Raw genomic sequence first — 25,896 nt, 5'->3', positions numbered from 1 at the left:
GAATCTGGAGTACGGGGCACATGAACGATCACGACGAGCGCTGGCCCGAGGAGAGGTTCCGGCAGCTTCGCCGGCAGGCCGACCCTGACATCGACAAGGTCGTGGCCGAATACCTGGCGGCGCAGCCGGCCGGGAAGAGCGCGCTCGACCTGGTGAAAGCCGTCGTCGCCGAGCTGGCCGAGGCCAAGCGGGAGGCCAGGGAGCCGTCCGGCGAGTCGCCCGCCCACGAGATCTTCGACGCGCTCGGCTTCGCCAGGGACCTGCCGGAGTGGGGGGACGACCGGGAGTCGCTGGCCAAGGGGCAGGCCGTGTTCTCCGACTACGGGCTCTACCAGTCGGCCGCGCTGTTCTTCGCCTGCCTGCCGATGGCGTACGCGGAGACGTCCAGCGCCAGGGTGCTGGCCGGCGTCTCCAACCTGGCCACGCACCACATGACCCGCCGGGTGGCGGAGACCGGCCAGATGCTGGTGGACGTGATGGGGCTGAAGTCCACCGACAGCCTGCAACCGGGCCGGCCCGGCCACACGACGGCGATCGGGCTGCGCATCCTGCACTCGTTCGTCCGGGCTCTGGTCGAGGAGCGCTACGCCGACCGGTGGGACATCGAGCGGCACGGCCCGCCGGTGAACCAGGAGCTCCTGCTGGCCACACTGTTCGACTTCTCCGTGGTGACGTGGAAGGCGATGGAGACCATGGGGGTGACGCTCAGCGACGAGGAGCGCGCCGCCAACCTCTACACCTGGAGCGTCTTCGGCCACCTCATGGGCATCGAGGTCTGCCGCGACGGCCCCCTCACGCTCGACGACGTCGAGCCGATCAGCGCGCGCCTGGGCCGGCTGCTCGAACCCAGCGACGAGGGCGTCAGGCTGATGACCGTGCTGCTGAAGGAGATGGAGGCGTTCATGCCACTGGGCTGGCGCAAGCTGCCGCGCAGCCTGGTGCACTGGATCTTCCGCGACGCCGCCCACGGCGCCGACCGGGTGCCCGAGCTGCTCGACGTGCCCCCGCCGGCCTGGTGGTTCACGGCGCTGTTCCGGCTGGCCCGAGAAGCTAACAGGGGCACGTGGCTGGCCCGCCCGGTGGACTCTGTGGTTCGCTGGCTGGTACGCAAGTCCGGGCGGCACATCGTGGTCGCCCTGATCGACCGCCATTCCGGCGGGCAGGCGGCGTTCAGGATCCCTCCGGAGCTGGCCCGCGCGTGGCGGATCAGGCGCTCCGGCACCGCGGTGAAGACCCGCGCGATCCGCCGCACGGTCCGCCGCACGCTACGAGCGCCCGCCCAGGGGCGGAAAGGGCCGCACTAGTGACCGCCGACCGCGCGCACGAGCCGGGCACGCTCACCACCGCGACCATCCTGTTCACCGACGTGGTCAGTTCCACCGCGTTGCGGATCAGGCTCGGCGAAGAGCGGGCCAACGTCGTCTTCCGCCGCCTGTACGAGCTGCTGCGCTCGGTGGTGACGGCCAGCGGGTCGTCGTTCACCAAGAGCCTGGGCGACGGGCTGATGGCGGTGTTCGACTCGGCCACGGCCGGGCTCGACGCGATCATCGCGGTGCAGCAGGCCGTGGCCGACGAGAACGAGCGGGCCCAGGAGAAGATCTCGATCAGGGCGGCGCTGGCCGCCGGCGACGTGTGCTGGGGTCACGATGACGTGAGCGGGCTGCCGACGGTGGAGGCGGCCCGGCTGGTCGCGGTGGCCGAGGGCGGGCAGGTGCTCTGCACCGACCTGGTGCGGCGGCTGGCCCAGGGGCGCAGCCGGCACGAGTTCAAGGATCTCGGACGGCTGCCCGGCAAGGGGCTGCGCGAGCCGATGCACACCTACGAGCTGCACTGGCAGAGCGCCGACCACCACCTCGGCGCCGGGCTGGCGCCGTGGCTGGACGAGCGGGGGCTGCCGTTCGTGGGCCGGGAGGAGCAGCTGCGGACGCTGGACGCGGAGCTGGCGGCGGCCGAGTTCGGCGGCAACCTGGTGCTGCTGCAGGGCGAGCCGGGGGTGGGCAAGACGCGGCTGGCCTCCGAGGTGGCCAGGCGGGCGCTCAAGCGGCAGTTCACGGTGCTCGCGGGGCGGTGCACGGACCCGGCGCGCAAGGCGTACGAGCCGATCGCCGGAGCGGTCGAGCGGCTGGCCCGCACCTCGCCGGCACTGCTGCTGCGGGCCGGGATCGACCAGCAGTGCGGCCAGCTCGTGCGGCTGGCGCCGTCGCTGGCCGCGCCGCCGCTGTCGCTGGAGGTGCCGCCGGCCACCGAGCCCGTCTCCGAGCGCTACCATCTGCTGGCCGCGGCCCGCACGCTGATCGAGCGCCTGGCCACCGTACGGCCCGTGCTGCTGGTCGTCGACGACCTGCAGTGGGCCACGCTGGAGTCGCTGCAGATGCTCAACGCCCTCATGTGGGACGCCGACGCGCTGCCGCTGCTGATCCTCGCGATGTCGCGGCCGGTGCCGGTCGAGTCGGCCATGCCGGAGCTGCACAAGCTGACCGCCGACGCCCGCGTCGTCCCGGTGCCCGCGTTCGGGCCCGACGAGGTCTCCCACGCGCTGACGGAGGCCCGCGCCGCCGGCGACGCCGCGGTGCTGCACCGGATCACCGGCGGCAACGCGTTCCTCATCAGCGAGGTGATCAGGGAGCTGGCCGCGGGCAAGGACCTGGACGCGCTGGCCGTGCCCGACTCGGTCATCCGGATGGTGCTGGCCCGGCTGTCGCAGCTGCATCCCGACGCCAGAGACCTGGTCAGCCTGCTGGCCGTCGGCGAGCGCATGTCCTCGGCCGAGCTGCGTCACGGGCTCGGCCTGGACGAGGCGCGCTTCGTGGCCGCGGCCGAGGAGGCGATGGGCGCGGGCCTGGTGACCATGCTGGACAACGGGTCCTGCCACTTCTCCCACGAGCTGACCAGGAACGCCCTCTACTCCACGCTGTCGGCGCCGCGCGCCGCTCTCCTGCACGGCCGGGTGGCCGACGCGCTGTCTCAGACGGACCCGCAGGCGATGCGGTCGCGGCCGTACGTGGTGGCCACGCACCTGCTGGCCGCCGCCGAGCACGGCAGCGACCCGGCCCGGGTGAGCGCGGCGGCGGACGCGGCCGTGCTCGCGGCGCAGCACGCGCTGGCCGGACTGGCGCACCGCGAGGCGGTCACCTGGTACCAGCGGGCGCTCGACCTGCTGCACGACTCCCCCGGTGGCACCGTGGAACGCCGGGCCGGGCTGCTGGTCGACTGCGGCCGGGCGATGTGGCTGGCCGGGCACCCCGAGGCCAGGCGGACGCTGCTCGACGCGGCGCGGCTGGCCCGCGAGTGCGAGCGGCACGACCTGGTCGTCACCGCGGCGCTCAGCGGCAACCGGGCCTCCAGCATCTCGCCCGCGCCCGACCGGCAGCGGATCGAGCTGCTGACCGAGGCGCGCAAGGTGGTCGACTCCACCGACGTCAGCACCAGGGCGCTGCTGGCCGCCCAGCTCGCCTCCGAGCTCATCTGGGCGCCCGACGGGGAGCGGCGCTTCGCGCTGAGCGACGAGGCGGTCGCGCTGGCCCGCAAGTCCGGCGACCCGCGCACGCTGGCCGGTGTGCTGGGCATGCGCAGCCTGACCATCATCCCGGCCGACCCGCTGCACCAGCGCCACCGCGACGGTGACGAGATGCTGGAGGCGGCCCGCAGGACGGGTGACGACCTGGTGCTGTTCCACGCGTACATGCAGCGCACTCCCCCGGTCCTCGACGGCGGCGACGCGGCCAAGGCCGCCCTGCTGCTCGACCGGGCGGAGGAGCTGGCGCGCCGGCTCGGGCAGCCCCAGCTCACCTGGCTGATCGGCTACTCCAAAGCCGGCCTGACTCTCATGCAGGGCGACCTGGCCCAGGCCGAGTCGGAGGCCGAGTCGGCGCTGCGGCTGGGTTCGCGGATCGGCTACCGCCTGGACGCGATGGCCTTCTACTCCGAGCAGATCGCCGAGATCCGGCGGCTGCAGGGACGGCTGTGGGAGCTGCGCGACCGGCTGCGCAAGGCCGGCCAGGCGCCGCGGGCCGACCCGGTGCACGCGGTGCTGCGTTACCTGTGCGAGCTCGACGACGAGGAGGCCGGCCCGCTGCTGGACCGCATCCTCGCCTACGGGGGCGCCACGCCGCCGCGCAACATGGCCCACAGGCCCGCCCTCGACAACCTCGCCGTGGCCGCCGCGCGGCTGGGCCGGTCCGAGCTGGCCGCGACGCTGTACGACGCGCTGGCCGCCGACGGCGAGACGTTCGGGCACGGAACGGTGGCCCACCACTGCGGGCACCACTACCTGGCCCACCTGTGCCTGGCGATGGGCGAGCCGGCCAGGGCGGCCGCGCACTTCGAGGCGGCGGCCGAGGTGCACGAGCGGCAGGGGGTGCCGCTCATGCTGGCCGAGTCGCTGCTCGACTGGGCCGTGCTGCTGGACTCGGGCGCGGTGTCCGGGCCGAAGCCGGCGGATCTGCGCGGGTGGTGCCGTACGCTGCTGGCCGGTCGGGGGGCGCTGCTGCTGGAGCGCCGGCTCTCCGCGTAGGTCAGGGTGTCAGCGTAGGTCAGTCAGGGGGTCAGGGGGTCAGGGGGCGGCCGGTCGGAGTGAGAGCGTCCGACCGGCCTCGATGGCCTCGCGCACGCTCTTGGCCAGCGTCTGCTCCAGCGCGTCGCCGTGCGCCTCCAGTTCGCGCATCCCGTCGGCGTCGTCGGTGTGCGCCAGCAGCGCCCGGTACTTGTCGTTGTCGGCCAGCGCCGCCTGCGCCCTGAGCGCCGCGTCGGCCTCCTGGACCCGGCGGGCGTACCGTTCCAGACCCTCGATCCGGGCCGTCACGGACGCCACCGAGCGGCGCAGCGCCTCCTGCTGCGGCTCCAGCACGGCCCGCAGCTCGGGCGTCACGACGCCGCGCATGGCGCGCTCCTGCTCGTGCCGCAACTGGGTCTGGATCCGCAGCAGCATGGCGATCTCCCAGATCTGCCGGGGCAGCAGCACCTCGTTGGCCAGCCCGTCCAGCAGCCGCTGGTACATGACCTGCGAGGTATAGACGGACATGACCGCCCTTCTGCCGCGTTCCAGCAGGGCCCTGGCGGGCGGCGACAACTCCGGCACCAGCACGAACCGGTCGCGGTAGGCGGCGCGCGAGGCGGCCTGCCCGAGCCTGGGGATGAAGGAGTCGATGACGACCAGTCGTTCCTGCTCGCTCAGGCCGGGGTCGGTGACGAGGTCGACGGTGCGCTTGACGTGCTCGCGTTCCCTGGCCAGCAGGATGCGCTCCTCGGCCGCCGCCGACCTGCGGCGCCGCAGGTCGTGGACGACGACCACTCCGCACAGGCCGATCACGGCGAGCAGGACGGCGGCGACCGTGGCGGCGGGGCCGCTCGTCATGTACACGAGGAGGGTGCCGGCCAGGACCGTGACGACGAACACGACCGACACCAACGCGTATCCGCAGCCCTTGGCCACACCGTCTCCCTCTGAACGAGTTCCCGAAGTGCCCTGAGGGTCACAATAGCCCGCTATTTCCGGCAGATCACGGCATAGCGGGATGTGTTGGGATCAGCGGAAGTAGGAGGCGCCGTTGAGGTCGAGCACCGTCCCGCTCGCCCATTCCGCCGCCGGGGAGGCCAGGTAGAGCACCGCCGCGGCGATCTCCTCCGGCCGCGCGACCCGGCCGAACGGGCTCTGCGCCCTGATGGCGGCGCCGCCCGGGCCCTTGAGGTGCTCGCTCACCATGTCCGTCTCGACGAACCCCGGCGCCACGGTCGCCACCGCGATGCCGCGCGGGGCCAGGGCGATGGCCAGCGACTGAGCCAGCGCGTTCATGCCCGCCTTGCTCGCGCCGTACGCCGGGCTGTCGGGCTCGCCGCGGAAGGCTCCGCGCGAGGAGACGTTGACGATCCGCCCGCCGTCCTGCATGTGCCGCAGCGCGCACCAGGTCAGGTTGGCCGCGCCCACCAGGTTCACGTCCAGCGTGCGGCGCCAGGCGTCCTGCCACTCCTCGTACGACAGCTCGGTGATGGGGTGGTGCAGGTAGACGCCCGCGTTGTTCACCAGGACGTCGATCCCGCCGCCCAGCGCCGCCGCGGCCTCGTCCGCCATGCTCCTGACGCCCTCGGGGTCGGCGAGGTCGGCCCTGACGACCGCGTGGCCGTGCCCGGGCAGCTCGGCGAGCAGGCTGTCGGCCTCCTTGGCGGAGTCGCGATGATGGATCGCGACCCGGTCTCCCGCCGCGGCGAAGGCCGCCGCGACGGCCCGGCCGATGCCCCTTGACGCTCCCGTGACAAGTACTCCACGTCCACTCATCCACCGCACCCTAGGGGACGCGTCCGGCCGGGGGTGCGGCGGGTCCGGCGGATGTGAGGGGCCCCGCCGGCACGGCGGGTGCGGTCGTTGCGCCGTTATGGCTTCCGCGAGGCCGCGAGGGTTGCGGCCTCCACGCACAGGGCCGCCGCCAGGGCGACGTGGTCCTCCCAGGGGCGCGCCACGATCTGCACCGCGCCCGCCCTGCCCGCCTGCGTGCCGGCCGGCACGACGACCGCCGGTGCGCCGGTCAGGCTCCACGGCAGCGTCCAGATGTAGTCCGACTCCTCGGACTCGCGCCAGGGCGGGGGCGGCGTGGGCGCGGCCGGGATGACGAGCAGGTCAAGGTGGGCGGTGGCGGCCAGCACCCGCCTGCGGAAACGGTCCCAGTCCCACAGCACCTGCACGTGCTCCGCCCCCGACAACGCCGCCCGGCCCCAGTGGCGGCGGGTCAGCTCCAGCGCTTCTTCGCGCAGGTCGGCCACCGGCTCCTCCACCACCACGGCCCCGGCCTCCACCAGCGCCCCGACCGCCGCCGCCACGGGTCCGGGAGCCGCTGTCAAGGCATCCTGCGCCCCCTCTCCCACCACGCGTCCGGGGACGGCGATGGTGCCCACGCGCAGCCCTCTCAGGTTCACTGCCGCCGGGTCGCCGAGAGGGACGGGGGCGACGCCGGCGTCCAGGCCGTCGGGGCCGGCGATCACCGCGAGGGCGGTGATGAGGTCGCGTACCCCGCCTGTCAGGGGGCCGATGACGGTCCTGCCGTCCTCCAGGGCGCCGCAGCGGGGGAAGTGGCCGGTCAGCGGCACCCGTCCGAACGTGGGCTTGAGCCCGGCGATCCCGCACCACGCGGCCGGCAGCCGGATGCTGCCGCCGGAGTCGCTGCCCAGCCCGAGCGGTACGGCACCGGCCGCCACCAGCGCCGCCGTACCGGTGGACGAGCCGCCGGGTGCGCGGTCCGGGGCGGCCGGGTTCCTGGTGACGCCGTACAGGCGGTTGTCGGCCATCGCCGCGCTGATCGCCACCACGATCGCGCCCGCCGCGCGCAACCGGGCGACCGCCGTGGCGTCTGCGGCGGGCCGGCGCCCCGGGCTGCCACTCAGGGTGCTCGTCGCGCCCGTGACCGGCCAGCCCGCCACGTCGATCCAGTCCTTGACCGTGACCGGCACGCCCTCCAGGATCCGGCCCCGGCCCGCGCGCAGCCGCCGGTCCGCCTGTGCCGCCTCGACCAGGCTGCGTTCACGGTCGATCGCGGCCACCGCGCCGATCCGGGCGTACAGCTCCTCAAGCCGGTCCAGCGTCTCGCGCACCGTCTCGGTCGCCGTCGTCTCACGGCTCTTGTGGCGGCGTACGAGTTCGAACGCGCTCTCGCTCATGGACGCCTCCTCGGAGCCTGCCGCGAGCTGCCGCCACCCTACGATGGACCCCATCCCCCAAACCAGGAGTCACCATGTCCGAATCCCCTGATGCCCCGACCGAAACGTGGTCCGCGGCCGTGGCATCGGCGTACGACCTGGGCCGGCCGCTGCGGCCCCCGGTGTACGCGGCGCGCGGCGAACTGGGCCGGATCTGGCGACTCGACACCGACGCCGGCACGTGGGCGGTCAAGGAACTGCTGGTGCCCGTCGAGGAGCACGAGGTACGCGCCGACCTCGCCTTCCAGCGGGCGGCGGCGAAAGCGGGCATCCGGCTGCCGGAGCCGCGGGTGACGACGCGAGGAGCGGTGCTGCACGAGGGGTTCCGGGTGTACGCATGGGTGGACCTGGCAGAGGGGGACGTGGTCACGGGGCGGGAGCTCGGCGCGGTGACGGCCCACCTGCACCGAATCGGACACCCCGCAGAAGGCCCCGTCATCCCCTGGTTCGCCGAACCCCTCGGCCGCACCCGCTGGGAGTCCCTGCTGAAGGCCGCCACCGACGCGGCCCGGGAAGCGGGCGCACATCCGGCCGCGGATCCCGGACCCGGCACAGACCCCGGGCCGGGTGCTGATGTGGGGCTGGAGGCCGGTGGGGAGGCTGAATGGGGGTGGGTGGGTGCTTTGGAGCGGCTGCTGCCTGAGCTGATCGCGTTGGACGCCCTTGTCGTTCCGCCTGACACGACCTCACTGGAGACGTGCCATCGGGACGTCAACGTGGAGAACGTGCGGCGGGCCCTGGACGGCGGTGTGGTGGTGCTGGACTGGGAGAACTGTGGGTCGGCGCGGCCGGCCTGGGAGCTGGCGAAGATCCTGGCCGACCTTCCGCACCCCGACGCGGCACAGGCGTGGCGGGCCTACCGGGATGAGGGCGGCCCCGGTGTGCTCGCCGAACCGGCCGACTTCTCCATGGCCATCGCGGAGCATGGCCATCTGCTGGAGATCTACGCGAACCGGGCGATGTCGTCGCGGGAGTCCGCGGAGAACCGCTCCAGGGCCCGGTCCAGACTCCGTTCGATGCTCGCCCGTCCCCTGACCCGCGCCCGCATCGACGCCCTGCTCGCCACCCGCGACACCGCCTGAGGCGGCACCGGCTGCTCCGGCGAAGATCCAGTCAACCGGACTCGCTCCTGGAACGTCCCCATACTGCCGTCTTCGACCAGGAGCCCCGACATGGCCTTTCCGCCCCAGCCGCCGCAAGGCCCGTTCGGCCCCGCGCGACCGCCGCATGGCCCCTATGGTCCTGCGCGAGCGCCGCATGGCTCATATGGTCCTGCGCGACCGCCGCAGAGCTCGTATGGTCCTCCGTGGCAGCAGCCTCACGTTCAGCCGTCGTCGCCGCTCTCGTCCAATGTGGCGTTGATCGTGCTGCTCGCGGTCGGTGTCCCGTTGCTGCTTCTCAGCGGGGGCGCGGCCGTGGCGATGGTGCTGACGGACACCGGCGGGGGCCCGGTGGCCGACGGTGCGACTATGGTCATGCCGTCCCGCGAGCCGCTCGGGGACCCACCCGCGCAGGACACGACCGATCCGGCCACCGGCCCGGCGGGACAGGGCTCGGTCGGGCAGACGGGGCGAGGGCCGGTCGCGGTCGGTGAGGCGGTGACGTTGGCGGGTCGTACTCCCGGCCTGCAGATGAGCGTGACCGTGAACCAGCTGGTCGCCGCGGCCACCCCGGCCTCCGACCTGCTCAAGCCGAAGGCGGGCGCCAAGCTGGTCGCCGTCCAGGTCACGATCGCCAACACCAGCCAGGCCGTCTACGGCGACGCGCCGTCGAACGGCGCCTGGCTCATCGACACCCAGGGCCGGCAGTACCGCTCCACCGTCTACGCGGTCCGCGAGGGCCAGAGCTTCGGCGGCAGCGCGACGATCAACGCGGGCGACTCGCGCATGGGGATGATCGTGTTCGAGGTGCCGGAGGGCGCGGTGCCGGCGAAGTTCCAGTTCGCGCTGGACAGCGGGTTCGCCGAGCAGAAGGGCGAGTGGACGCTGTCTTGACAGGCGTCATCGGTCCTGCGGGGCTCGGCCCGGGACAGGCGGCGTCAGCGGCCGCGGAGGATCAGGCGGGCCAGGCGGCGGGGGCGTTTGCGGCGGAAAGCCGCTCGTTCGTTGACCCGTGGGTACGGCTCCGCCGGCACCGGCACCCCGAGGAACGCGCACAGCGGCCCCCATCCGTCCCCCGCCTCGAACACCAGCAGCCGCTCGGCGGGGATCGTGGCCTTCACCTCGGCGATGTGCCGTTCGAACACCTCGATGACGTGGTCACGGTCGTCGAGGCGGCCGTCGAAGACGGGGTCGACGAAGGTCGCCCTGGTCATGCGCGGGAAGAGGGCGAAGTCCGGGGCCCGCCAGGCCACCAGGCGGCTGATCATCCGGCGGTGCGGCGGCGGGCGGCGCTGCTCCAGGAAGGCGCGGAAGATGGTCTCGCTGACGCTGTCGTACCAGCGGCCGGGGTCGCGGACGGTGAGGATGACCTTGGCGTCGGGGTGGTGGGCGGCCAGTTCGCGCCAGTACGCGGCGGCGGGCCAGTCGACGGCGGACCGGAACCCGGCGAACACCGCGTCCCAGTCGCGGGAGCGGCCCTCGCCGACGTCGAGCCACTGCCGCACCCGGTACGGCTCGGCGATGACGGTCGCCATGTGGTAGCAGGGCCCGAAGCCCAGGAGTTCGAGTGCCGCCTGCAGGGATCTGGTGCCCGTGCGGCCGAATCCGGCGCCGATGACCTTCACGTCAGGCTCGTCTCTGATCCGCCTCTGATGTGAATCCCGTTATATGACGACATTGGGCAATAGGCCACTGTTGTGATGAGGAGCCGAGCATGCTCTTCCCGACCGCCCTGCTCGACGCGCTGGGGGCCGCCCCCGCGACGCCGGCGTTCGAGCACGGAGCCAGGACCGTCACGCGCGGCGAGCTGCTGGAGCTGATCCGGCGGCTGGCGGACGCGCTGCGCGAGGCCGGGCTGGGCCCCGGCCGGGCGGTCGCCGTCAGGACCGAGGTGACGCCGGAGGCGTTCGCCGCCCACATGGCCGCGCACGTCCTGGGGTGCCGGGTCGTCGGCATCCGCCCCGGGTACCCGCCTGGGCAGCTCGACCACGTGCTCGGCATGGGGGTGGACGCCGTCATCGTGGACCCGGAGACGGCGACGCCACGGCTTCTCCGCACCGGGACGCCGCTCTCGCTCGGCCCCGTGCCCGGGGCGACGGACCTGCTGGCCCATCCTGTCCGTACGACCGCGCCACCGGTCGTGGTGGCGCGGGCGGATGACGTGGCGGCGCTGACCTTCACCAGTGGGAGCACCGGCCGCCCCAAGGGCTGCGCGATCACCTACCGCGCGCTCACCGAGCACTGGGCCTGGCAGCCGCGCGTCTGGGGCCCGATGGCGGCGGCCCTCGCGCGGGGGTTCGAGCGTTATCTCCTGTTCGGCACGCTCGCGAGCATGGTGGTGCTGGAGTTCCTGGCCCCGTGCCTGCTGGGCGGGGGCACGGCGGTCATCCCCGAGGACGACGGGCGGCCGCTGTTCCCGTACGCGATCGAGCGCTACCGGATCACCGGCTCGATCATCACCGTGCCGCGCCTGGCGGCGATGCTGGAGCTGGTGGACACGGCGGACGTGTCCAGCCTGCGTGCGCTGATGGTGTCGGGCTCGCCGATCGGCCCGCGCCGGCTGGCGGAGGCGGCCGAGCGGCTCGGCCCGGTCGTCTACCAGGGGTACGGGCAGACCGAGGCGGGCAACGTCGCCATGCTCACCCCCGAGCACATCGCCGCCGGCGTCGTGGCCCCGGTCGGGCGCCCGCATCCGGGGGTCGAGCTGAGCGTGCGCGACGAGGACGGCCTGGAGCTGCCGCCGGGGCGGACGGGCGAGGTGCATGTACGCAGCCCGTACGTCATGGCGGGCTACTGGGGCGACGAGCAGGAGACCCGCGACACGCTGCGGGACGGCTGGCTGCGCACGCGCGACCTCGGCCACGTGGACGCGGACGGCTACCTGCACCTGGCGGGCCGCACCCGCGACGTGATCATGGTCAACGCGATGGTGGTGTACGCGGGCCCGATCGAGCGCGTGCTGACCGGCCATCCCGGCGTGGCCGAGGCGTATGTGGCGGGCGCACCGGACGAGGGCACCGGGGAGGCCGTGCACGCGTTCGTGGTGCCCGCGCCGGGACCGGTGCCGGATCCGGCCGCGCTGTGCGAGCTCGTACGCGCGGAGCTCGGCGAGGACAGCGTGCCCAAGACGATCACGATGGTCCCCGGCGCGCCGGTGGCCACCAGCGGCAAGCCCGACAAACGGGCCCTGCTCGCCCAGTACGGCACAAGTGCCCCCTGAGCAATCGGGCAGGTCCCTCCGGCGTCTCTGAGCAATCTCTGATAATCACCCGCCCACACTGAGGTTGCCCTTTCAATCACTTACGTCGCAACGGAGGCGTCAGTGCCGGACAACTCCCTGGACTACCTGGTGATCGGCGCCGGCCCCGCCGGCCTTCAGCTCGGCCACTTCCTGCACGAAGCCGGCCGTGACTACCTGATCCTCGAAGCGAGCGAGGCCCCCGGCCGCTTCTTCCGCACCTTCCCCCGCCACCGCACGCTCATCTCGATCAACAAGAAGCACACCGGCTGGGACGACCCCGAGCTCAACCTGCGGATGGACTGGAACTCGCTGCTCTCCGACGACCCCGAGCTGCTGTTCACCCGCTACAGCAACCGCTACTTCCCCGCCGCCGACGACCTGGTCCGCTACCTCGGCGACTTCGCGCGGGCGCGCGGCCTGCGCGTCTCCTACGACTCCCGCGTGGTGCGCATAGAGCGGCCGGAGAAGTTCCTGGTGACGGTCGAGGACGGCACCACGTACGAGGCCGCGCGGGTCATCGTGGCGGCCGGCGTGACGAAGCCCAACATCCCGCCCATTCCGGGCATCGAGACGGCCGACACCTACGCGGAAGCCTCGACCGACCCGGCCGACTACATCGGCAAACGCGTGCTCATCATCGGCAAGGGCAACTCGGGCTTCGAGACGGCCGACAACCTGATCGAGACGGCCGCGGTCATTCACGTGGCGGGCCCCCACTCGCTGCGCATGGCGTGGCGCACCCACTACGTCGGGCATCTGCGGGCGATCAACAACGGCCTCCTGGACACCTACCAGCTCAAGTCGCAGAACGCCCTGCTCGACGGCGACGTCAGGCGGGTGGAGCGGCAGGCGGACGGCACGTATCTGGCGACGGTGGCCTTCGCCCGGGTCAACGAGGTCACCAAGGACATCCCGTACGACCGGGTGATCGTGTGCACCGGCTTCCGCTTCGACGTCTCGATCTTCGCCGCGGGCTGCCGCCCCGAGCTGGTGATCGACGGCAGGTTCCCGGCGCTGACGCCCGCGTACGAGTCGGTCAGCGTCCCGGACCTCTACTTCGCCGGCACCCTGACCCAGTCGCGCGACTTCCGGCGCGGCACCAGCGGCTTCATCCACGGCTTCAGGTACGGCGCCCGCGCCCTGCACCGCATCATGGAGTCCCGCTACCACGACGTCCCCTGGCCGGCCAGGGAGCTGCCCGCGGACCCGGCCGCGCTCGCGGCGGCGGTCGTCGAGCGGATCAACCGCACCTCGGCCCTGTGGCAGCAGTTCGGCCTGCTGGCCGACATGATCGTGCTGGACGGCGCGGGCGGGGCCCGCTATCTGGAGGAGGTCCCGTTCGACCTCCAGGGCCCGCCGGTCGGCGACCGCGGCCACTTCGCGATCACCCTGGAGTACGGTCCCCACCACGACGCGTACGACCCGTTCGACATCGCGGTCGGCCGCATCGCCCAGAGCGACGCCGCCAGGGCGCACGAGGGCCACTACCTGCATCCGGTCGTGCGCCACCACTTCCCCGGCGAGCCCGTGGCCGCCCACCACATCACGGAGAACCTGGAGAACGAGTGGAACTCCGCCGAGGTGCACGTCGAGCCGCTGCGGGCCTTCTTCGCCCGCCGCACCGCCCCGGTCCCAAGGTGAGCGTCGTACCAACCACCCCAGGGTGGATGGCGAGCCGGATCGTGGCGCTGCGGGGCCGTGTGTTCGCCCGGATCAACGGCGAGGAGGGCATCACGGTGCCGGGCGACCTGATCGGGGTCGAGCGGTTCAGGGAGATCTACGCGCATCCGGCCGCCGGCGGGCGCAGCGAGGGGGCGGCGCTGTCGGACCTGTTCTGGTACTGGCTGGCGCCCGGCCCCGAGATGCACCAGGAGCACCTGGAGGCGGGCGAGCGGTACGAGGCCGTGGCACGCGTGACCCGCGCCCTGCTCGCGGTGCCGCGCGCCGGGGCCGAGGAGCTGGCCCGCCGCTGCGCGGCCAGGGCCCTGGCGGACGTGCGCGGCCTGGTCCGGCTGCGGGACCTGATGATGCCGCTGTGGGCGGAGTTCGCGTACGAGCTCGTCTTCGCCGAGCCCTGCCCGCGCCGCGCCCGCGACCTGATCGCGGCCAACGCGAACGACGTCGTCAGCTCGCTCAAGTGCACGGGCCTGCGGCACATGCGCCGCCGCCTGCGCCTGACCGCCTACCTCCTCGACCGGCTCGGCCGGGTACGGGTGCCGCTCCCTGCGGGCCTGTCGCCCACGCAGCAGGCGTACTACCTGCAAGGGGCCTTCTTCAACACCGCCGTCGTGCAGCTGTCGGAGGCCATGGCGCACCTGCTGCTGGTGCTCGCCCAGCATCCGCAGGCGCAGGAGCGGGCGCGCGCGGGCGACGACGGCTACCTCGACCAGGTGATGGCCGAGACGCTGCGGCTCTACCCGCTGTTCGGCATCGCCCACCGCGTCACCACCGGCGACATCGAGCTCGACGAGCGCACCACGATCCCGGCCGGCTCGGTGCTCTGCTTCGACTATCCGGCGTTCCACCGCGCCGGCTTCGCCGACCCGGACCGGTTCGATCCGGGCAGGTTCGACCCGGACCGCGCCGACCGGCCGGTCAAGGAGCTCAACCACATCCCGTTCGGCATCGCGGCCAACCGGCCGTGCCCGGCCTGGCGGCTGGCGCCGATCGCCATGCGGGTGGTGGCGCGGGAGGTCCTGGCCCGTTACGTCCTGGACTCCTCCGTGTCCCACACCCGATCCCTGCCCAGCCGCGGCCCCTGCCTGCTCACCCCGCTCGGCGCCCGGCACCGTCCCGGTCCGGCGCTGGCGTACCTGCGCGTACGCGACCGCTGGGAGGACGTCTGGCGCGGCCTGACGCAGCTCGTCCTCGGCGCCTACATGGTCTGGGACGCGCGCCGGCAGCGGCTGTGCGAACGCCACTTCGCCTCTGCAGAGGAGAACCCGTATGCCCGTCCTGGCTCTGACCACCGTCGCGGCTCCTGACGCGAACCTCGCGCTCGTCCTGAAGGTCATGCCCGCCCTGGTCGTCCTGCTCATCACCGCGGCGGTGTGCGGGCGGCTGGCGCTCCTGGTGATGCAGCCGCGTGTGCTCGGCGAGATGGTCGCCGGCGTGCTGCTCGGGCCGACGCTGTTCGGCTGGCTGTTCCCCGAGGCCCAGGCCGCCCTCTTCCCGCCGGAGGTGCGCCCGATCCTGTACGTGCTCAGCACGATCGGCCTGACCCTCTACATGTTCCTGGTCGGGGCCGGGATCGACCACACCTCCAGGACGCCCGGCGAGGTGCGCAAGGCGGCCGTGCTGGCCACGTCGGGGATCGTCCCCTCACTGCTGCTCGGCTTCGGCGCCGGCCTGCTGCTGCACAGCCTGCTGTCGCGTCCCGACGTGTCGCCCTTCCAGTTCGCGCTGTTCGTCGGGGGCGCGCTGTCGCTGACCGCCTTCCCGATGCTGGCCAGGATCCTGTACGAGCGCGGCCTGGAGAACACCCCCATCGGCCGGCTCACCCTGCTGGCCGCCTCCATCGACGACGCCCTGGCCTGGTGCCTGCTGGCCGTCCTGTCGGCCATGCACCTGGGCACGGGCACCTCGAGCGCGCTGCTCACCATCGGCCTGACCGCGGCGTTCGCCGTCGTCATGCTCAAGGTGGTCGCCCCCATGCTGCGCCCCCTGGGCCGGAGCGTGGCGCGCACCGGCCGGCTCGGCCCCACCGGCGTGTACGTCGTCATCCTCGTCCCGCTCACGGCCGGCTGGATGACGGACTGGATCGGCGTGTACGCGGTCTTCGGCGGCTTCTTCGCGGGCCTGGCGATGCCGCGCGACCCCAAGTTCCGCGAGGTGCTGCACGGCCGCATGATGGAGATCGTCTCAACCCTGCTGCTGCCCACGTTCTTCACCTTCTCCGGGCTGAACACGCAGCTCGGCGGTATCGCGGGCGGCTCGATGCTGCTGGCGTTCGGGCTGATCCTGCTGGCCGGGTTCTGCGGGAAGTACTTCGGCTGCTCGCTGGCGATGCGCTGGATCGGGTTCGGCCGGCGGGAGGCGTACGCGGTGGGGGCGCTCATGAACGCCCGCGGCCTGATGATCCTCATCTTCATCAACATCGGCCTGGCCCAGGGCATGATCACGCAGGAGCTGTTCTCCATGCTCGTGCTCGTGGCCGTGCTGACCACCGCGGGCGCGCTGCCGCTCTACAAGCTGGCCCTGCCCGAGCGCCTGGAGCGGAGCGCCACGGTCGCGCCGCCCGTGCCCGCGACGGCCGACGTCCGGTCCAATTCATCGTGATCGCCGAGGTAGGGGCCGCTCTGTGGTCCGATTGAACCAGTGGACCTGGAAAATGCCGGGCGGTGGTGAAACGGTTGTGCCGTGGCTGGGACACCGGGCGCGGCCGACCTGCCCTCCCGTCGGCTGCTGCTCGTCGAGGACGACCGCGAGCTGGGAAACATGCTGGCCGGCCTGTTCACCGAACAGGGCTACACGGTCGACGTGGCGCTGGAGGGGCAGCGAGGGCTGCATCTGGGGCTGAGCCGCGCGTACGACGTGCTCATCGTCGACCGCGGCCTGCCCGCGCTCGACGGCCTCGACCTGCTGCGCCGGCTGCGGCGGCAGGCGGTCACCGCGCCGGTGCTGCTGCTGACCGCGTTCGGCTCGGTCTCCGACCGGGTCGACGGGCTGGACGCGGGCGCCGAAGACTATCTCGTCAAGCCGTTCGAGATCGACGAGCTGCTCGCCAGGGTGCGCGCGCTCAGCCGGCGCAACCTCGACCAGGCCATGCTCCTGCCACTCGGCGCGGGCTGGCTGGACGCCGAGTCCCACATCGTCCGGCTGCCCAGCGGGGAGCAGGTGACGCTGTCGGGGCAGGAGTGCAAGCTGCTCAGCGCGCTGGCCGCCCGCCCGCGGCAGGTGCACACCCGCAGGTCGCTGCGCCAGCGGGTCTTCGACGGCGCGAGCAAGGAGTCGATCGTGGACACCTACGTCTACTACCTGCGCAACAAGCTCGGCTCGGACGTCGTGCGCACCGTGCGAGGTGTGGGCTACCGCCTGGGTGACTTATGAGCGTCACCGCGCCGGGCCGCCCCAGGGCGGCCGGCGGCGACCGGCCCAGGAGGCGCGACCCCAACCGGCGGCTGCTCGTGCGGGCCCGCCGCCGCATCACCGTGCAGGTGGCCGGCGCGATCTCCGTGATGCTGGCGCTGGGCGGCGTGCTGGTCTACTGCGTCATGCTGCACGGCCAGAGCGCCTCGGCCGGGCGCGAGCTGGCCGCCGCGGCCCGGAGCTCCCCCGTCGCCCACCCGCCGCCCTGCGTGTGGCTGTACGAGGTGCGCGCCGACGGCACCGTGCTCAGCTCCCCCGGCGCGCCCGCGGTCCTTCCCGTGCGGGCGGCACTCGGCGCGGGGCCGGCGCTGACGCGGGTGACCGCGGGCGGGCGCGACTACCTGATCCACACCCGCGCGCGCGGCGGCACGATCGTCCAGGCCGCCATGGACCTGCGCTACCAGGCCGCGGAACGGGATCGGCTGCTGCGCACGCTGCTCGGGGCCGAGGTGGCGGGCCTGCTGGCCGCGTTGCTGGTCGGCCAGGTGGTCTCCCGCCGCGCGATCGCCCCGCTGGGCGAGGCGCTGGCCCGCCAGCGGCGCTTCGCCGCCGACGTCAGCCACGAGCTGCGCTCCCCGCTGACCCGGCTGCACACCCGCGCGCAGTTGCTGTCGCGCCGCATGCGTGGCGGCACCGACCCCATCCTGCTCATCGACGAGGTGGACCAGCTCGTCGACGGCACCAGGCAGCTCGGCGAGGTGGTCGAGGACCTGCTGCGGGCGGCCAGGTTCAAGCAGCTGCGCGGCCCGTTCGGCCCGGTTGACCTGGCCGTGCTGGCCGCCGAGCTGGCCGCGGCCGAGAACGCCAGGGCCACGCTGCAGCGGGTGGCCGTCGAGGTGCGCTGCGACGGGCCCGGCGAGCCGGTCGTGCGCGGGGTTGAGTCGGCGCTGCGCCGGGTGCTGTCGGCGCTGCTGGACAACGCGCTGAGCCACACGGGACCGGGCGGGCACGTCTGGCTGACCCTGTCGAGCGGCCCCGCCTCGGTGCTGCTCACGGTCAGGGACGACGGCGCGGGCCTGGATCCCCGGGACGCCGAACGGCTGTTCACCCGGTTCGAGGGCGCCCGGTTCGGGCTGGGGCTGGCGCTCGTACGGGAGGTCGTGGACGGTCACGACGGCACGATCACCGCGGACGGGCGGCCGGGCGGCGGCGCCACGTTCACCGTGCGCCTGCCCGCCTACCGCGCCGGCGCGGACGGGGAGACACCGGAGCCGGCCTGGCGCAGGTATCACCCGCCGCTGCCCGGGTAATGGCCGGGAACGGCCGGGAGGGGTCAGGCCCTCCCGGCCGCCCGCGGCTACCTGGCCGGCACGTACTCGTAGGCGCCGGCCTCGATGCCGCCGTCCGAGCCGATCGCGACGCCGTTCAGCGCGATCTCCCCGTACGCCTGGCGGCCCAGCCCGATCGCCCTGCTGCCGGGAAGCAGCTGGAGCGGGCGGGCCGGGTCGAACTTGGGGTCTTCGAAGACGTTGCCGACGCCGTCGTCGCCGAGCTGGTACTGCGTGCCTTCCAGCACGTTGTAGGAGTTCGCGGCCCCGGTGATGCCGGGCCCGTAGGCGCTCTTCTTGGCGGCGTAGATGGCGTTCTGGGTCATGGTCAGGTGCTCGTTCGTGCAGTTGGAGTCGCAGACCACGCCCTCGGCATCCTCGTTGGGCAGGTTGACCGAGTTGTTCCTGAAGATGGTGCGCAGCACGGGGCCGTTCACGTCCACCGGCCGGTCCGGGGTCTCCTTGAACGGCCCCCGGGTGACGAGCCCTCCTCTGGTGCGCGTGCCGTAGATCTCGTTGTACTCGAACACGTTGTCCGAGACGCCGTCCGGGTCCTTGGTCTCGCCCGTCGGCTCCCTGTCGGTGCCGAGTTCGGTGAAGGTGTCGTTGTCCACCGAGGTGTTGTGGTGCACCCAGGTGCGCGAGCCCTTGAAGATCTCGACGGCCGCGCCGTCCCAGACGTAGTCGTAGCTCTGCGCGATCGAGCCCCTGATGTCGTTCCAGGAGATCTCGGAGTCGTCGCCGTGCACCAGGATGGCGAAGGCTCCGGCGTCGTCGTCGGCGTACTCCTCCCCCATCTCCTCGGCGTCGGTGTTGACGCTCATGACGTTGTTGTCGACGAAGTCGTTGGCGTTGATCGAGGTGTAGCGGGCCGGCTCGTCGATGTAGACGCCCGCCGAGGAGCCGGTGAAGTAGTTGTTCTTGAGGAAGTTGTGGTCGCCCTCGACCGTCACCCCCGACCACAGGCAGCGCTGCGCGCCCTTGACGCCGACCTGCACGTTCAGCAGCTCGATGTAGTCGCCGGAGAGCAGGACGCACGAGTAGGCGGGGCCGGCCTTGATGATGGGCCTGGCGCCGGTGCCGTAGGCGTCCACGGTGATGGGGTCGTCCGCGTCCCCGGACTTGGAGACCACCAGTTGCTCCGACCACGACGATCCGCGGCGCAGCAGCAGCTTGGAGCCGGGGGTCAGGTCTGCCGCGCCGGCCTTGGCCAGCGTGCGCCAGGCGGTCGCCTCGGAGGTGCCGTCGGCGGTGTCGCGCCCGGAGACGCTGTCGACGTAGTAGGCGGCGGGATCCGCGGCCGCGGCCGCCGGGGTGGTCATCAGGCCCGCGGCCAGCAGTGTGCCGACGGTCATGCCCGCCGCGCACGCCCTCCAGCCGGACACTCGTTCTCCACTCATGTCAGGACTCCCCGGTGATCAGGGACATGGCCAGCCTGGGGTCGAAACTGCCGGCGGGGATGTCGTCGATGAACCCGCACTCCCCGTCGGAGTCACCCGGCACCTTGACCCAGAACAGGTACTCGGCCCCGCTCGTCTGCCGCACCGGAGGAGTGCCGAGCTTGCGGTCCGGCGGGTTGCACCAGTTGTCGCCGGGGGTGTCGTCCTCGTACGGGCCCTTGCCGTTCCTGCTCGTGTCGATCACGTACTTCTTCGCGCCCACCGTGCCGGACAGGAGGCCGTTGACCGCGACCGCGTACTGCTCGCTGTCGGCGGTGGTGAGGTAATTGGATACGTTTACCGAAAAGCCGCGCGTGTTGGCGACACCCGACTCCACCAGCTTGTCCGCCATGAAACTCGGCGTCCGCCAGGTGGCGTTGGCCGCGTCGAGGTACACCCACGTGTTCGGCGCGTGCGTGCTCAGCACCTGGGTGGCGTCCAGCAACATCCGGTACTGGTCGTCGGGGTTCTTCGGCGGGTTCAGGTCCGCCACGCACGGGGCGGCGGCGATCGCGTCCGGCTCCAGCACCACGATGGCGTGGCGGTTGCCGATCGCCTTGGCGAAGTCGGTGATCCAGGCGTGGTAGCCGGCGGCGTCGCCCGCGCCTCCGCCCGAGAACAGCGCGCAGGCGTCGCGGTTGGGGATGTTGTAGGCCACCAGCATCGGCAGCTTGTCCGCGGCCTGCGCGGCGCCCACGTACGTGTCCACGGCCTTGGTGATGTCGGGGAACCAGTTGCCGAACCAGTCGAAGATCGGCTTGCTGCCGATGGCGTCCATGATGGGCCCGCTCTCGGGCCTGCCGTCGTTCTCGGAGGCCCAGCGGGCCGGGTTCGACTTCGGGTTGACGTACAGCGCGGTCGGGCGGGTCGTCTGCGTCTCCATCAGCGAGACGTTGTCGAAGCGGACGACCGGCGTGCCGCCGGAACCGCCGAGCTGGAAGGTCACCTCGGCCGCGGTGGCGCCCGCCTGGGCGGCCGTGAACGGGAAGGTGTAGCGCTTGCTCGTCGTGGTCAGCGGCACGTCCGTGGCCAGCGACTGGTTGCTGCTCGGGGTGGCGGTGTACTGGACCGTGGCCTTGGCGGTGAAGGCGGCGGTGGAGTACGCGTCGAAGGAGAGGGTGTAGCTCTTGCCCGGGTTCAGGGCGGCGGCGGTGGGCGAGGCCACCATCGCGTCCCAGGGGTTGGCCACGTTCTGCCGGACCTGGATCCGCATGGCTTGCTGTTCGAGCGTGACGGTGGTCTGCCCGAGGGCGGCCCAGGGGGCGGTGGTGGTGTCGAAGGTGCCGTTCGCGATGAGCTGGGCCGCGGCTGAAGCGGGGGCCGGGGCGGCGATGACGCCGCCGGTGAGGGTGGCGGCGGTCAGGGTCGCGGCCAGTGCCGCGCGTCTTGCCGATAACAAGCGCACGTGGTGCCCTTTCTGAGGGAAGTACGACTCGGCGATGATCATTGCCGACTCCCTCTGACACGGTCAAGCGACCGAGTCACGGGCACCCCCCGCGACCGCGAAACCCGATCTCCGGCCCCCTATGTCCGGCCCCCGCCTGCGTCTCAGCCCTCGGCCTCCTCCACCGCCTTCAGCACGGCGTCCGCGATCGAGCGCGGATCGACGCCGAAGTGCTTGCGTACGGACTCACGCGTGCCCGACAGCCCGAAGCCGTCGGTGCCGAGCGAGGTCCACGGCCGCTGGACGAAGGGGGCGATCTGGTCGGGCACGGCCCGCATCCAGTCGCTGACGGCGATCACGGGCCCCTGCGTGCCGGCCATGGCCTGGCGCAGGTAGGGCACGCCGGTGGCGGTCATCGCGTCGCGGCGCAGCTCGCTCCACGAGGTGACCGACCAGACGTCCACGCCCAGCCCGTACTCCTCCTCCAGCAGCCGCTGCGCCTCCAGCGCCCAGTGGATCGCGGTGCCGCTGGCCAGCAGGTGGGCCTGCCCGCCGCCCTCGCGGTAACGGTAGATGCCCTTGAGTATGCCCTCCTCGGCACCGTCCGGCATCGCGGGCTGCGGCATCGGCTCGTTGTAGACGGTCAGGTAGTAGAACACGTCCTCGGCCGCCGGGCCGTACATCCGCCTGAGCCCGTCCCGCACGATCACGCCCACCTCGTACGCGAACGCCGGGTCGTAGGCCAGGCAGGCGGGGTTGGCGGAGGCGAGCAGCTGGGAGTGCCCGTCCGCGTGCTGCAGCCCCTCGCCCGTCATCGTGGTGCGTCCCGCCGTGGCCCCGACGAGGAACCCCCTGCCGAGCTGGTCGGCCAGCGCCCACATCTGGTCGCCCGTGCGCTGCCAGCCGAACATCGAGTAGAAGATGTAGAACGGGATCATCGGCTCGCCGTGGGTGGCGTAGCTCGACGCCGCCGCCGTGAACGACGCCATCGACCCCGCCTCGGTGATGCCCTCCAGCAGGATCTGCCCGTCGGCCGCCTCCGTGTACGACAGCAGCAGCTCCCGGTCCACCGCGTCGTACCGCTGGCCGAGCGGCGAGTAGATCTTGGCCGTGGGGAACAGCGACTCCATGCCGAACGTCCTGGCCTCGTCGGGCACGATCGGCACCCACCGCCGTCCCGTCTCCGGCTCCCGCATCAGGTCCTTGACCAGGCGGACGAACGCCATCGTGGTGGCGATCGGCTGGGCCGAGCCCTTGGCGAGCCGGCTGAAGTGCCGCTCGTCCGGATCCGGCAGCGGGTGGTGCGTGACCGTCCGGCCGGGAAGGGGGCCGCCGAGCGCGCGCCAGCGTTCGAGCGCGTACTCGACCTCCGGCGAGCCGGGACCCGGGTGCAGGTACGGCGGCAGGTCACCGGCCAGCTCCGCGTCGCTCACGGGCAGGTCGAGCCGGTCGCGCATGGCGCGGAACTCGTCCTGGGTGAGCTTCTTCATCTGGTGGTTGGCGTTGCGCGACTCCACGCCCGCGCCGAGCGTCCAGCCCTTGACCGTCTGGACGAGGATCACCGTCGGGACGCCCTGGTGCTCCAGGGCGCGGCGGTAGGCGGCGTACACCTTGCGCGGCTCGTGGCCGGCCCGCGAGCCGCTGACGATGCGGCGCAGCTCCTCGTCGGAGTGAGGCACCTCCAGCCCGTGGAACAGCCGCTGCCTGATGTAGTCGCCGGAGGAGGCGGCGAACGTCTGGAACTGCCCGTCCGGTGTCTCCGCCAGCCTGGCCACCAGTTCGTCGGAGCGCAGCAGGTCGTCCCAGTCGCGCCCCCACAGCGCCTTGACGACGTTCCAGCCCGCGCCGCGGAAGACGCTTTCGAGCTCCTGGACGATGCGGGTGTTGCCGCGTACGGGGCCGTCCAACCGCTGCAGGTTGCAGTTGATCACGAAGGTGAGGTTGTCCAGCCCTTCGCGGGCGGCCAGGGTGAGGGCGGCCGTGGACTCGGGCTCGTCCATCTCGCCGTCGCCGAGGAAGGCCCACACGTGAGAGGCCGAGGTGTCCTTGATGCCGCGGTTGTGCAGGTAGCGGTTGAACCGGGCCTGGTAGACCGCGTTGAGCGGCCCGAGCCCCATGGACACGGTGGGGAACTGCCAGAAGTCCGGCATGGCCCGCGGGTGCGGGTAGGACGGCAGGCCGCCCTCAGGCTCCCGCCGGAACAGGTCCAGCCGCTCCTCGCTCAGCCGGCCCTCAAGGAAGGCGCGGGCGTAGATGCCGGGCGAGGCGTGACCCTGGAAGTAGACCTGGTCGTGGCCACCGTGGAAGAAGTGGTTGAAGCCGACCTCGTAGAGCCACGCGGCCGAGGCGTAGGTGGCCAGGTGGCCGCCGAGGCCGAGCTTGCTCCCTCGGGTGATCATCGCGGCGGCGTTCCACCGGTCGTATGCCGCGATCCGCTGTTCCAGCGCGAGGTCGCCCGGGTAGGCGGGCTCGTCCTCGGTGGGAACGGTGTTGAGATAGCGGCCGCTCGTGGCCAGCCGCCGCAACAGGAACTCGGCCCGCTCGGGGCCTGCCTGGCGCCGTACGGCCTCCAGCGACTCAAGCCACTCGGCCGTCTCTTGGGGGTCCCAGTCTGTCTCCATGTATACCATTACACCCTATGATCGATCATCCGATGTGTTGAGGGGTAGGATTTCGCCCGTGAAACCGGTTGTGCGGGCTCCACTACGCGACCAGATTCGGCAGGCGGTCGTGGACGGGCTGATCAGCGGCCGTTACGCGCCGGGCGACCGCATCGTCGAGCGGCGGGTGGCCGCCGAGCTCGGCGTCAGCCAGGCCCCCGTACGCGAGGCGCTGCGCGAGCTGGAGGCGCTGCGGCTGATCGAGTCCTCGCCCAACAGGGGCGCCCAGGTGCGCGGCATCACCGAGGCCGACCTGCGCGAGGTCTACCAGGTGCGGGCGAGCCTTGAGGAGACGGCCGTCCGCCTCGGAAGTCCTGACGTGCACGCGCTGCGCCGGCAGCTGCGCCGCCTCCAGGAGGCCGCCGCCGGCGGGTCGCTCACCGACCAGGTGCGGCACGGGGTCGACTTCCATCGGGAGATCGTGGCGGCGGCGGGCAACGCCGTGCTGCTGTCGGTGTGGGAGTCACTGGGCGTCGAGGTGTGGACGCATCTGTCGATCCGGCTGTTCCGGATGCGGCCGCAGGAGAACGCTCGCGACCATGAGGCGCTGGTGGAGGCGTTCGAGCGGAACGATCCCCGGTCGGGCGACATGCTGCGCGACCACGTCCTCGCGTACGCCCCCGGGTCGACGTGCGGCGAGACCCCCGGCGGCACCGGGACGGGAACAGAGGCGGGGACTGGGACGGGGACCAACCATTGATGAGCCTCTCGTGACCCACAGTTGGCGGCCGTCTCAATACGCTACCCAGCGTGACTGACGACAGGATCCGACGCAGGCGGCAGATCAGCATCGACGGGGCGGGCATCGAACGGCGGAAGGCGGCGATCCAGACCATCGTCGACCAGGTGCCCCCGCAACCCCGCCCGCACACGGACCCGCTCACGGAGACGCCACCCCTCGTCTCCCCCGCCGCCCAGGGGACGGAGCGAACATCCCCGTCCTAGCTGCCCGAACCAGATCTCTCGGGCGCCGAGGGCTTCCATCGGGAACGGCTGGGTAGTGGGCACCCATGGCAACGGTCATGGAACGGGTGCGCGCGTACCTGCGCAGCCCCAAAGGCAGGCAGAACGTCGAGAAGGTCAAGCGGATGGCCCGCGACCCCCACACCCAGGAGAAGGCCCGGCGCTTCCTCAGCCGGTGGCGGTCGCGGCGTCACTGACCCGGGACCCGGCGGGCCGCTCTCCTGCGTTCACGCTCAGCAGATCTTGTAGTCGGCCCGCGAGGAGTCGTAGGAGCAGGTCGATCAGTCTGCCGGACGCGTTGCGCAGGTAGCCCGTGTCCGCGGTCTGGTTCCAGATGTAGGCGTAGGTTCCCCCGCTCCTGTTCCAGTAGCGCGTGGTGCGGGTGTCCCTGCCCTTGCCGGTCCGCACGGTCACCGTCTTGCCCGCCCCGAGAGTGAAGGCGCCGAAGGTGTAGACGTGGTCGGACCGCCTCGTCTCGTCCCGCAGGGTCCATCCCTTGAGGCTGACGGCCTTCTTCGTCCGATTCTTGAGCTGGGCGTACTCTCCGTTCAGGCTGCTGTTCGCGCCGAAGTCCGGCGAGCCGGGCGAGTCGTAGTAGATCTTGGTGAACACGACGGCGGGCGCCGCCGCGTGGGCCGGCTGGGAGACGACGGCGACGGTTAACGCGGCGGCTGCCAGCACTGAGGGGATACGCACGACACATCCTCCTGCGATGGGCGATATGCGGGAAACGATCATATTGACGATTCCGCGAGAGAATGGACCGTTCCCATATCGGTCGATACCGCCCGCCGCCCGCGCCCGCCCGGGCTACCCGCTGGTCGCCAAGCGCTACCGAGCGCAGCGGCGCTCTTCTCCGGCGGGCGCGACGGTCATGGAACCGCAACCGGGGCGGGCCCCTTGCTCTACCGCCGCGTTCAGGTCGTAAAGCGCGCCCGGACCGGCCTGCCCCGTGTGCCCGCCGCCGCGCGGGTTCCGGGCCCGGCGGAGGCGTCCGCGGCCCTTTACCGACTTCTCCTCAGGACGCGATGCATCGTGCGCCCGTCATCGGCATCCCGCTACGTACGGCG

Annotated in this window: 21 protein-coding genes; 13 read left to right on the top strand and 8 right to left on the bottom strand. The window is 72.3% G+C overall.

The genetic code is table 11. From position 1 onward, the window contains the following. The first annotated feature begins 20 nt into the window (after positions 1 to 20). Positions 21 to 1,304 (top strand): oxygenase MpaB family protein, encoded by a 1,284-nt coding sequence (locus AB0C27_RS31280; protein ID WP_357851042.1) that lies wholly within the window; start codon positions 21 to 23, stop codon positions 1,302 to 1,304. Next, positions 1,304 to 4,513: an AAA family ATPase gene (locus AB0C27_RS31275; RefSeq protein ID WP_357851039.1), complete on the top strand. Its 3,210-nt coding sequence runs from the start codon at positions 1,304 to 1,306 to the stop codon at positions 4,511 to 4,513. The genes AB0C27_RS31280 and AB0C27_RS31275 overlap by 1 nt, the downstream gene beginning before the upstream one ends. Positions 4,514 to 4,552: 39 nt before the next feature. On the opposite strand, the gene AB0C27_RS31270 is transcribed toward AB0C27_RS31275, so the two are convergent. The 3 genes from AB0C27_RS31270 to AB0C27_RS31260 form a co-directional block, all read right to left on the bottom strand. Further along, positions 4,553 to 5,431, bottom strand: a complete 879-nt coding sequence (locus tag AB0C27_RS31270; protein ID WP_357851037.1) for a hypothetical protein — start codon at positions 5,429 to 5,431, stop codon at positions 4,553 to 4,555. A gap of 93 nt (positions 5,432 to 5,524) precedes the next feature. Further along, on the bottom strand, positions 5,525 to 6,271 hold the full coding sequence (locus AB0C27_RS31265; RefSeq protein WP_357851034.1) for an SDR family oxidoreductase: 747 nt from the start codon (positions 6,269 to 6,271) through the stop codon (positions 5,525 to 5,527). A 95-nt stretch (positions 6,272 to 6,366) separates the two neighbouring features. Next, a complete protein-coding gene (locus AB0C27_RS31260; RefSeq protein WP_357851031.1) occupies positions 6,367 to 7,644 on the bottom strand; it encodes an amidase in 1,278 nt (425 codons plus the stop codon). 74 nt (positions 7,645 to 7,718) lie between these two features. On the opposite strand from AB0C27_RS31260, the gene AB0C27_RS31255 reads away from it, so the two are divergent. Both AB0C27_RS31255 and AB0C27_RS31250 read left to right on the top strand, forming a co-directional pair. Continuing rightward, positions 7,719 to 8,765, top strand: a complete 1,047-nt coding sequence (locus AB0C27_RS31255) for a phosphotransferase (protein ID WP_357851028.1) — start codon at positions 7,719 to 7,721, stop codon at positions 8,763 to 8,765. 282 nt (positions 8,766 to 9,047) lie between these two features. Then, the gene (locus AB0C27_RS31250) at positions 9,048 to 9,677 is read left to right on the top strand and encodes a DUF4352 domain-containing protein (protein ID WP_357851407.1); all 630 of its coding nucleotides are present in this window, start codon (positions 9,048 to 9,050) and stop codon (positions 9,675 to 9,677) included. A 44-nt stretch (positions 9,678 to 9,721) separates the two neighbouring features. Here the strand turns inward: AB0C27_RS31250 and AB0C27_RS31245 are convergent, their stop codons facing one another. Beyond that, positions 9,722 to 10,408: a sulfotransferase family protein gene (locus AB0C27_RS31245; protein ID WP_357851025.1), complete on the bottom strand. Its 687-nt coding sequence runs from the start codon at positions 10,406 to 10,408 to the stop codon at positions 9,722 to 9,724. 89 nt (positions 10,409 to 10,497) lie between these two features. Here AB0C27_RS31245 and AB0C27_RS31240 point away from each other — a divergent pair, with 89 nt between their 5' ends. The 6 genes from AB0C27_RS31240 (at position 10,498) to AB0C27_RS31215 (ending at position 18,362) form a co-directional block, all read left to right on the top strand. Continuing rightward, positions 10,498 to 12,003, top strand: coding sequence for an AMP-binding protein (locus AB0C27_RS31240; protein WP_357851022.1), 1,506 nt, complete (start codon positions 10,498 to 10,500; stop codon positions 12,001 to 12,003). 102 nt (positions 12,004 to 12,105) lie between these two features. After that, positions 12,106 to 13,665, top strand: a complete 1,560-nt coding sequence (locus AB0C27_RS31235; protein WP_357851020.1) for an NAD(P)-binding domain-containing protein — start codon at positions 12,106 to 12,108, stop codon at positions 13,663 to 13,665. Between the two features lie 26 nt (positions 13,666 to 13,691). Next, the gene (locus AB0C27_RS31230) at positions 13,692 to 15,008 is read left to right on the top strand and encodes a cytochrome P450 (RefSeq protein ID WP_357851017.1); all 1,317 of its coding nucleotides are present in this window, start codon (positions 13,692 to 13,694) and stop codon (positions 15,006 to 15,008) included. Beyond that, complete coding sequence (locus AB0C27_RS31225) at positions 14,971 to 16,302, top strand: cation:proton antiporter (RefSeq protein ID WP_357851014.1); 1,332 nt, start codon at positions 14,971 to 14,973, stop codon at positions 16,300 to 16,302. The genes AB0C27_RS31230 and AB0C27_RS31225 overlap by 38 nt, the downstream gene beginning before the upstream one ends. An 81-nt stretch (positions 16,303 to 16,383) precedes the next feature. Continuing rightward, a complete protein-coding gene (locus tag AB0C27_RS31220) occupies positions 16,384 to 17,073 on the top strand; it encodes a response regulator transcription factor (protein WP_357851010.1) in 690 nt (229 codons plus the stop codon). Beyond that, positions 17,070 to 18,362, top strand: coding sequence for a HAMP domain-containing sensor histidine kinase (locus AB0C27_RS31215; protein ID WP_357851008.1), 1,293 nt, complete (start codon positions 17,070 to 17,072; stop codon positions 18,360 to 18,362). Before AB0C27_RS31220 ends, AB0C27_RS31215 begins: the two co-directional genes overlap by 4 nt. Before the next feature lie 47 nt (positions 18,363 to 18,409). Here the strand turns inward: AB0C27_RS31215 and AB0C27_RS31210 are convergent, their stop codons facing one another. From AB0C27_RS31210 to aceE, 3 genes are all read right to left on the bottom strand, one after another. After that, positions 18,410 to 19,780 (bottom strand): hypothetical protein, encoded by a 1,371-nt coding sequence (locus AB0C27_RS31210; protein WP_357851005.1) that lies wholly within the window; start codon positions 19,778 to 19,780, stop codon positions 18,410 to 18,412. 1 nt (position 19,781) lies between these two features. Beyond that, positions 19,782 to 21,266, bottom strand: coding sequence for a glycoside hydrolase family 6 protein (locus tag AB0C27_RS31205; RefSeq protein WP_357851003.1), 1,485 nt, complete (start codon positions 21,264 to 21,266; stop codon positions 19,782 to 19,784). Positions 21,267 to 21,367: 101 nt separating this feature from the next. Continuing rightward, complete coding sequence (gene aceE / locus AB0C27_RS31200; RefSeq protein WP_357851000.1) at positions 21,368 to 23,833, bottom strand: pyruvate dehydrogenase (acetyl-transferring), homodimeric type; 2,466 nt, start codon at positions 23,831 to 23,833, stop codon at positions 21,368 to 21,370. 49 nt (positions 23,834 to 23,882) lie between these two features. Here aceE and AB0C27_RS31195 point away from each other — a divergent pair, with 49 nt between their 5' ends. From AB0C27_RS31195 to AB0C27_RS31185, 3 genes are all read left to right on the top strand, one after another. Beyond that, positions 23,883 to 24,563 (top strand): GntR family transcriptional regulator, encoded by a 681-nt coding sequence (locus AB0C27_RS31195; protein ID WP_357850997.1) that lies wholly within the window; start codon positions 23,883 to 23,885, stop codon positions 24,561 to 24,563. Positions 24,564 to 24,613: 50 nt separating this feature from the next. Further along, a complete protein-coding gene (locus AB0C27_RS31190) occupies positions 24,614 to 24,808 on the top strand; it encodes a hypothetical protein (protein WP_357850994.1) in 195 nt (64 codons plus the stop codon). A gap of 65 nt (positions 24,809 to 24,873) precedes the next feature. Beyond that, complete coding sequence (locus AB0C27_RS31185) at positions 24,874 to 25,023, top strand: hypothetical protein (protein ID WP_357850991.1); 150 nt, start codon at positions 24,874 to 24,876, stop codon at positions 25,021 to 25,023. Here AB0C27_RS31185 and AB0C27_RS31180 read toward each other — a convergent pair. Continuing rightward, the gene (locus tag AB0C27_RS31180) at positions 24,995 to 25,522 is read right to left on the bottom strand and encodes a lamin tail domain-containing protein (RefSeq protein WP_357850989.1); all 528 of its coding nucleotides are present in this window, start codon (positions 25,520 to 25,522) and stop codon (positions 24,995 to 24,997) included. The two genes, AB0C27_RS31185 and AB0C27_RS31180, sit on opposite strands and share 29 nt — an antisense overlap. Between the last annotated feature and the right edge of the window lie 374 nt (positions 25,523 to 25,896).

Source organism: Nonomuraea sp. NPDC048882, from assembly GCF_040649755.1.
GTDB lineage: Bacteria > Actinomycetota > Actinomycetes > Streptosporangiales > Streptosporangiaceae > Nonomuraea > Nonomuraea maheshkhaliensis.
The sequence above is the reverse complement of the archived record's forward strand: the minus strand, read 5'-3'. Positions and strand labels throughout refer to the sequence as shown.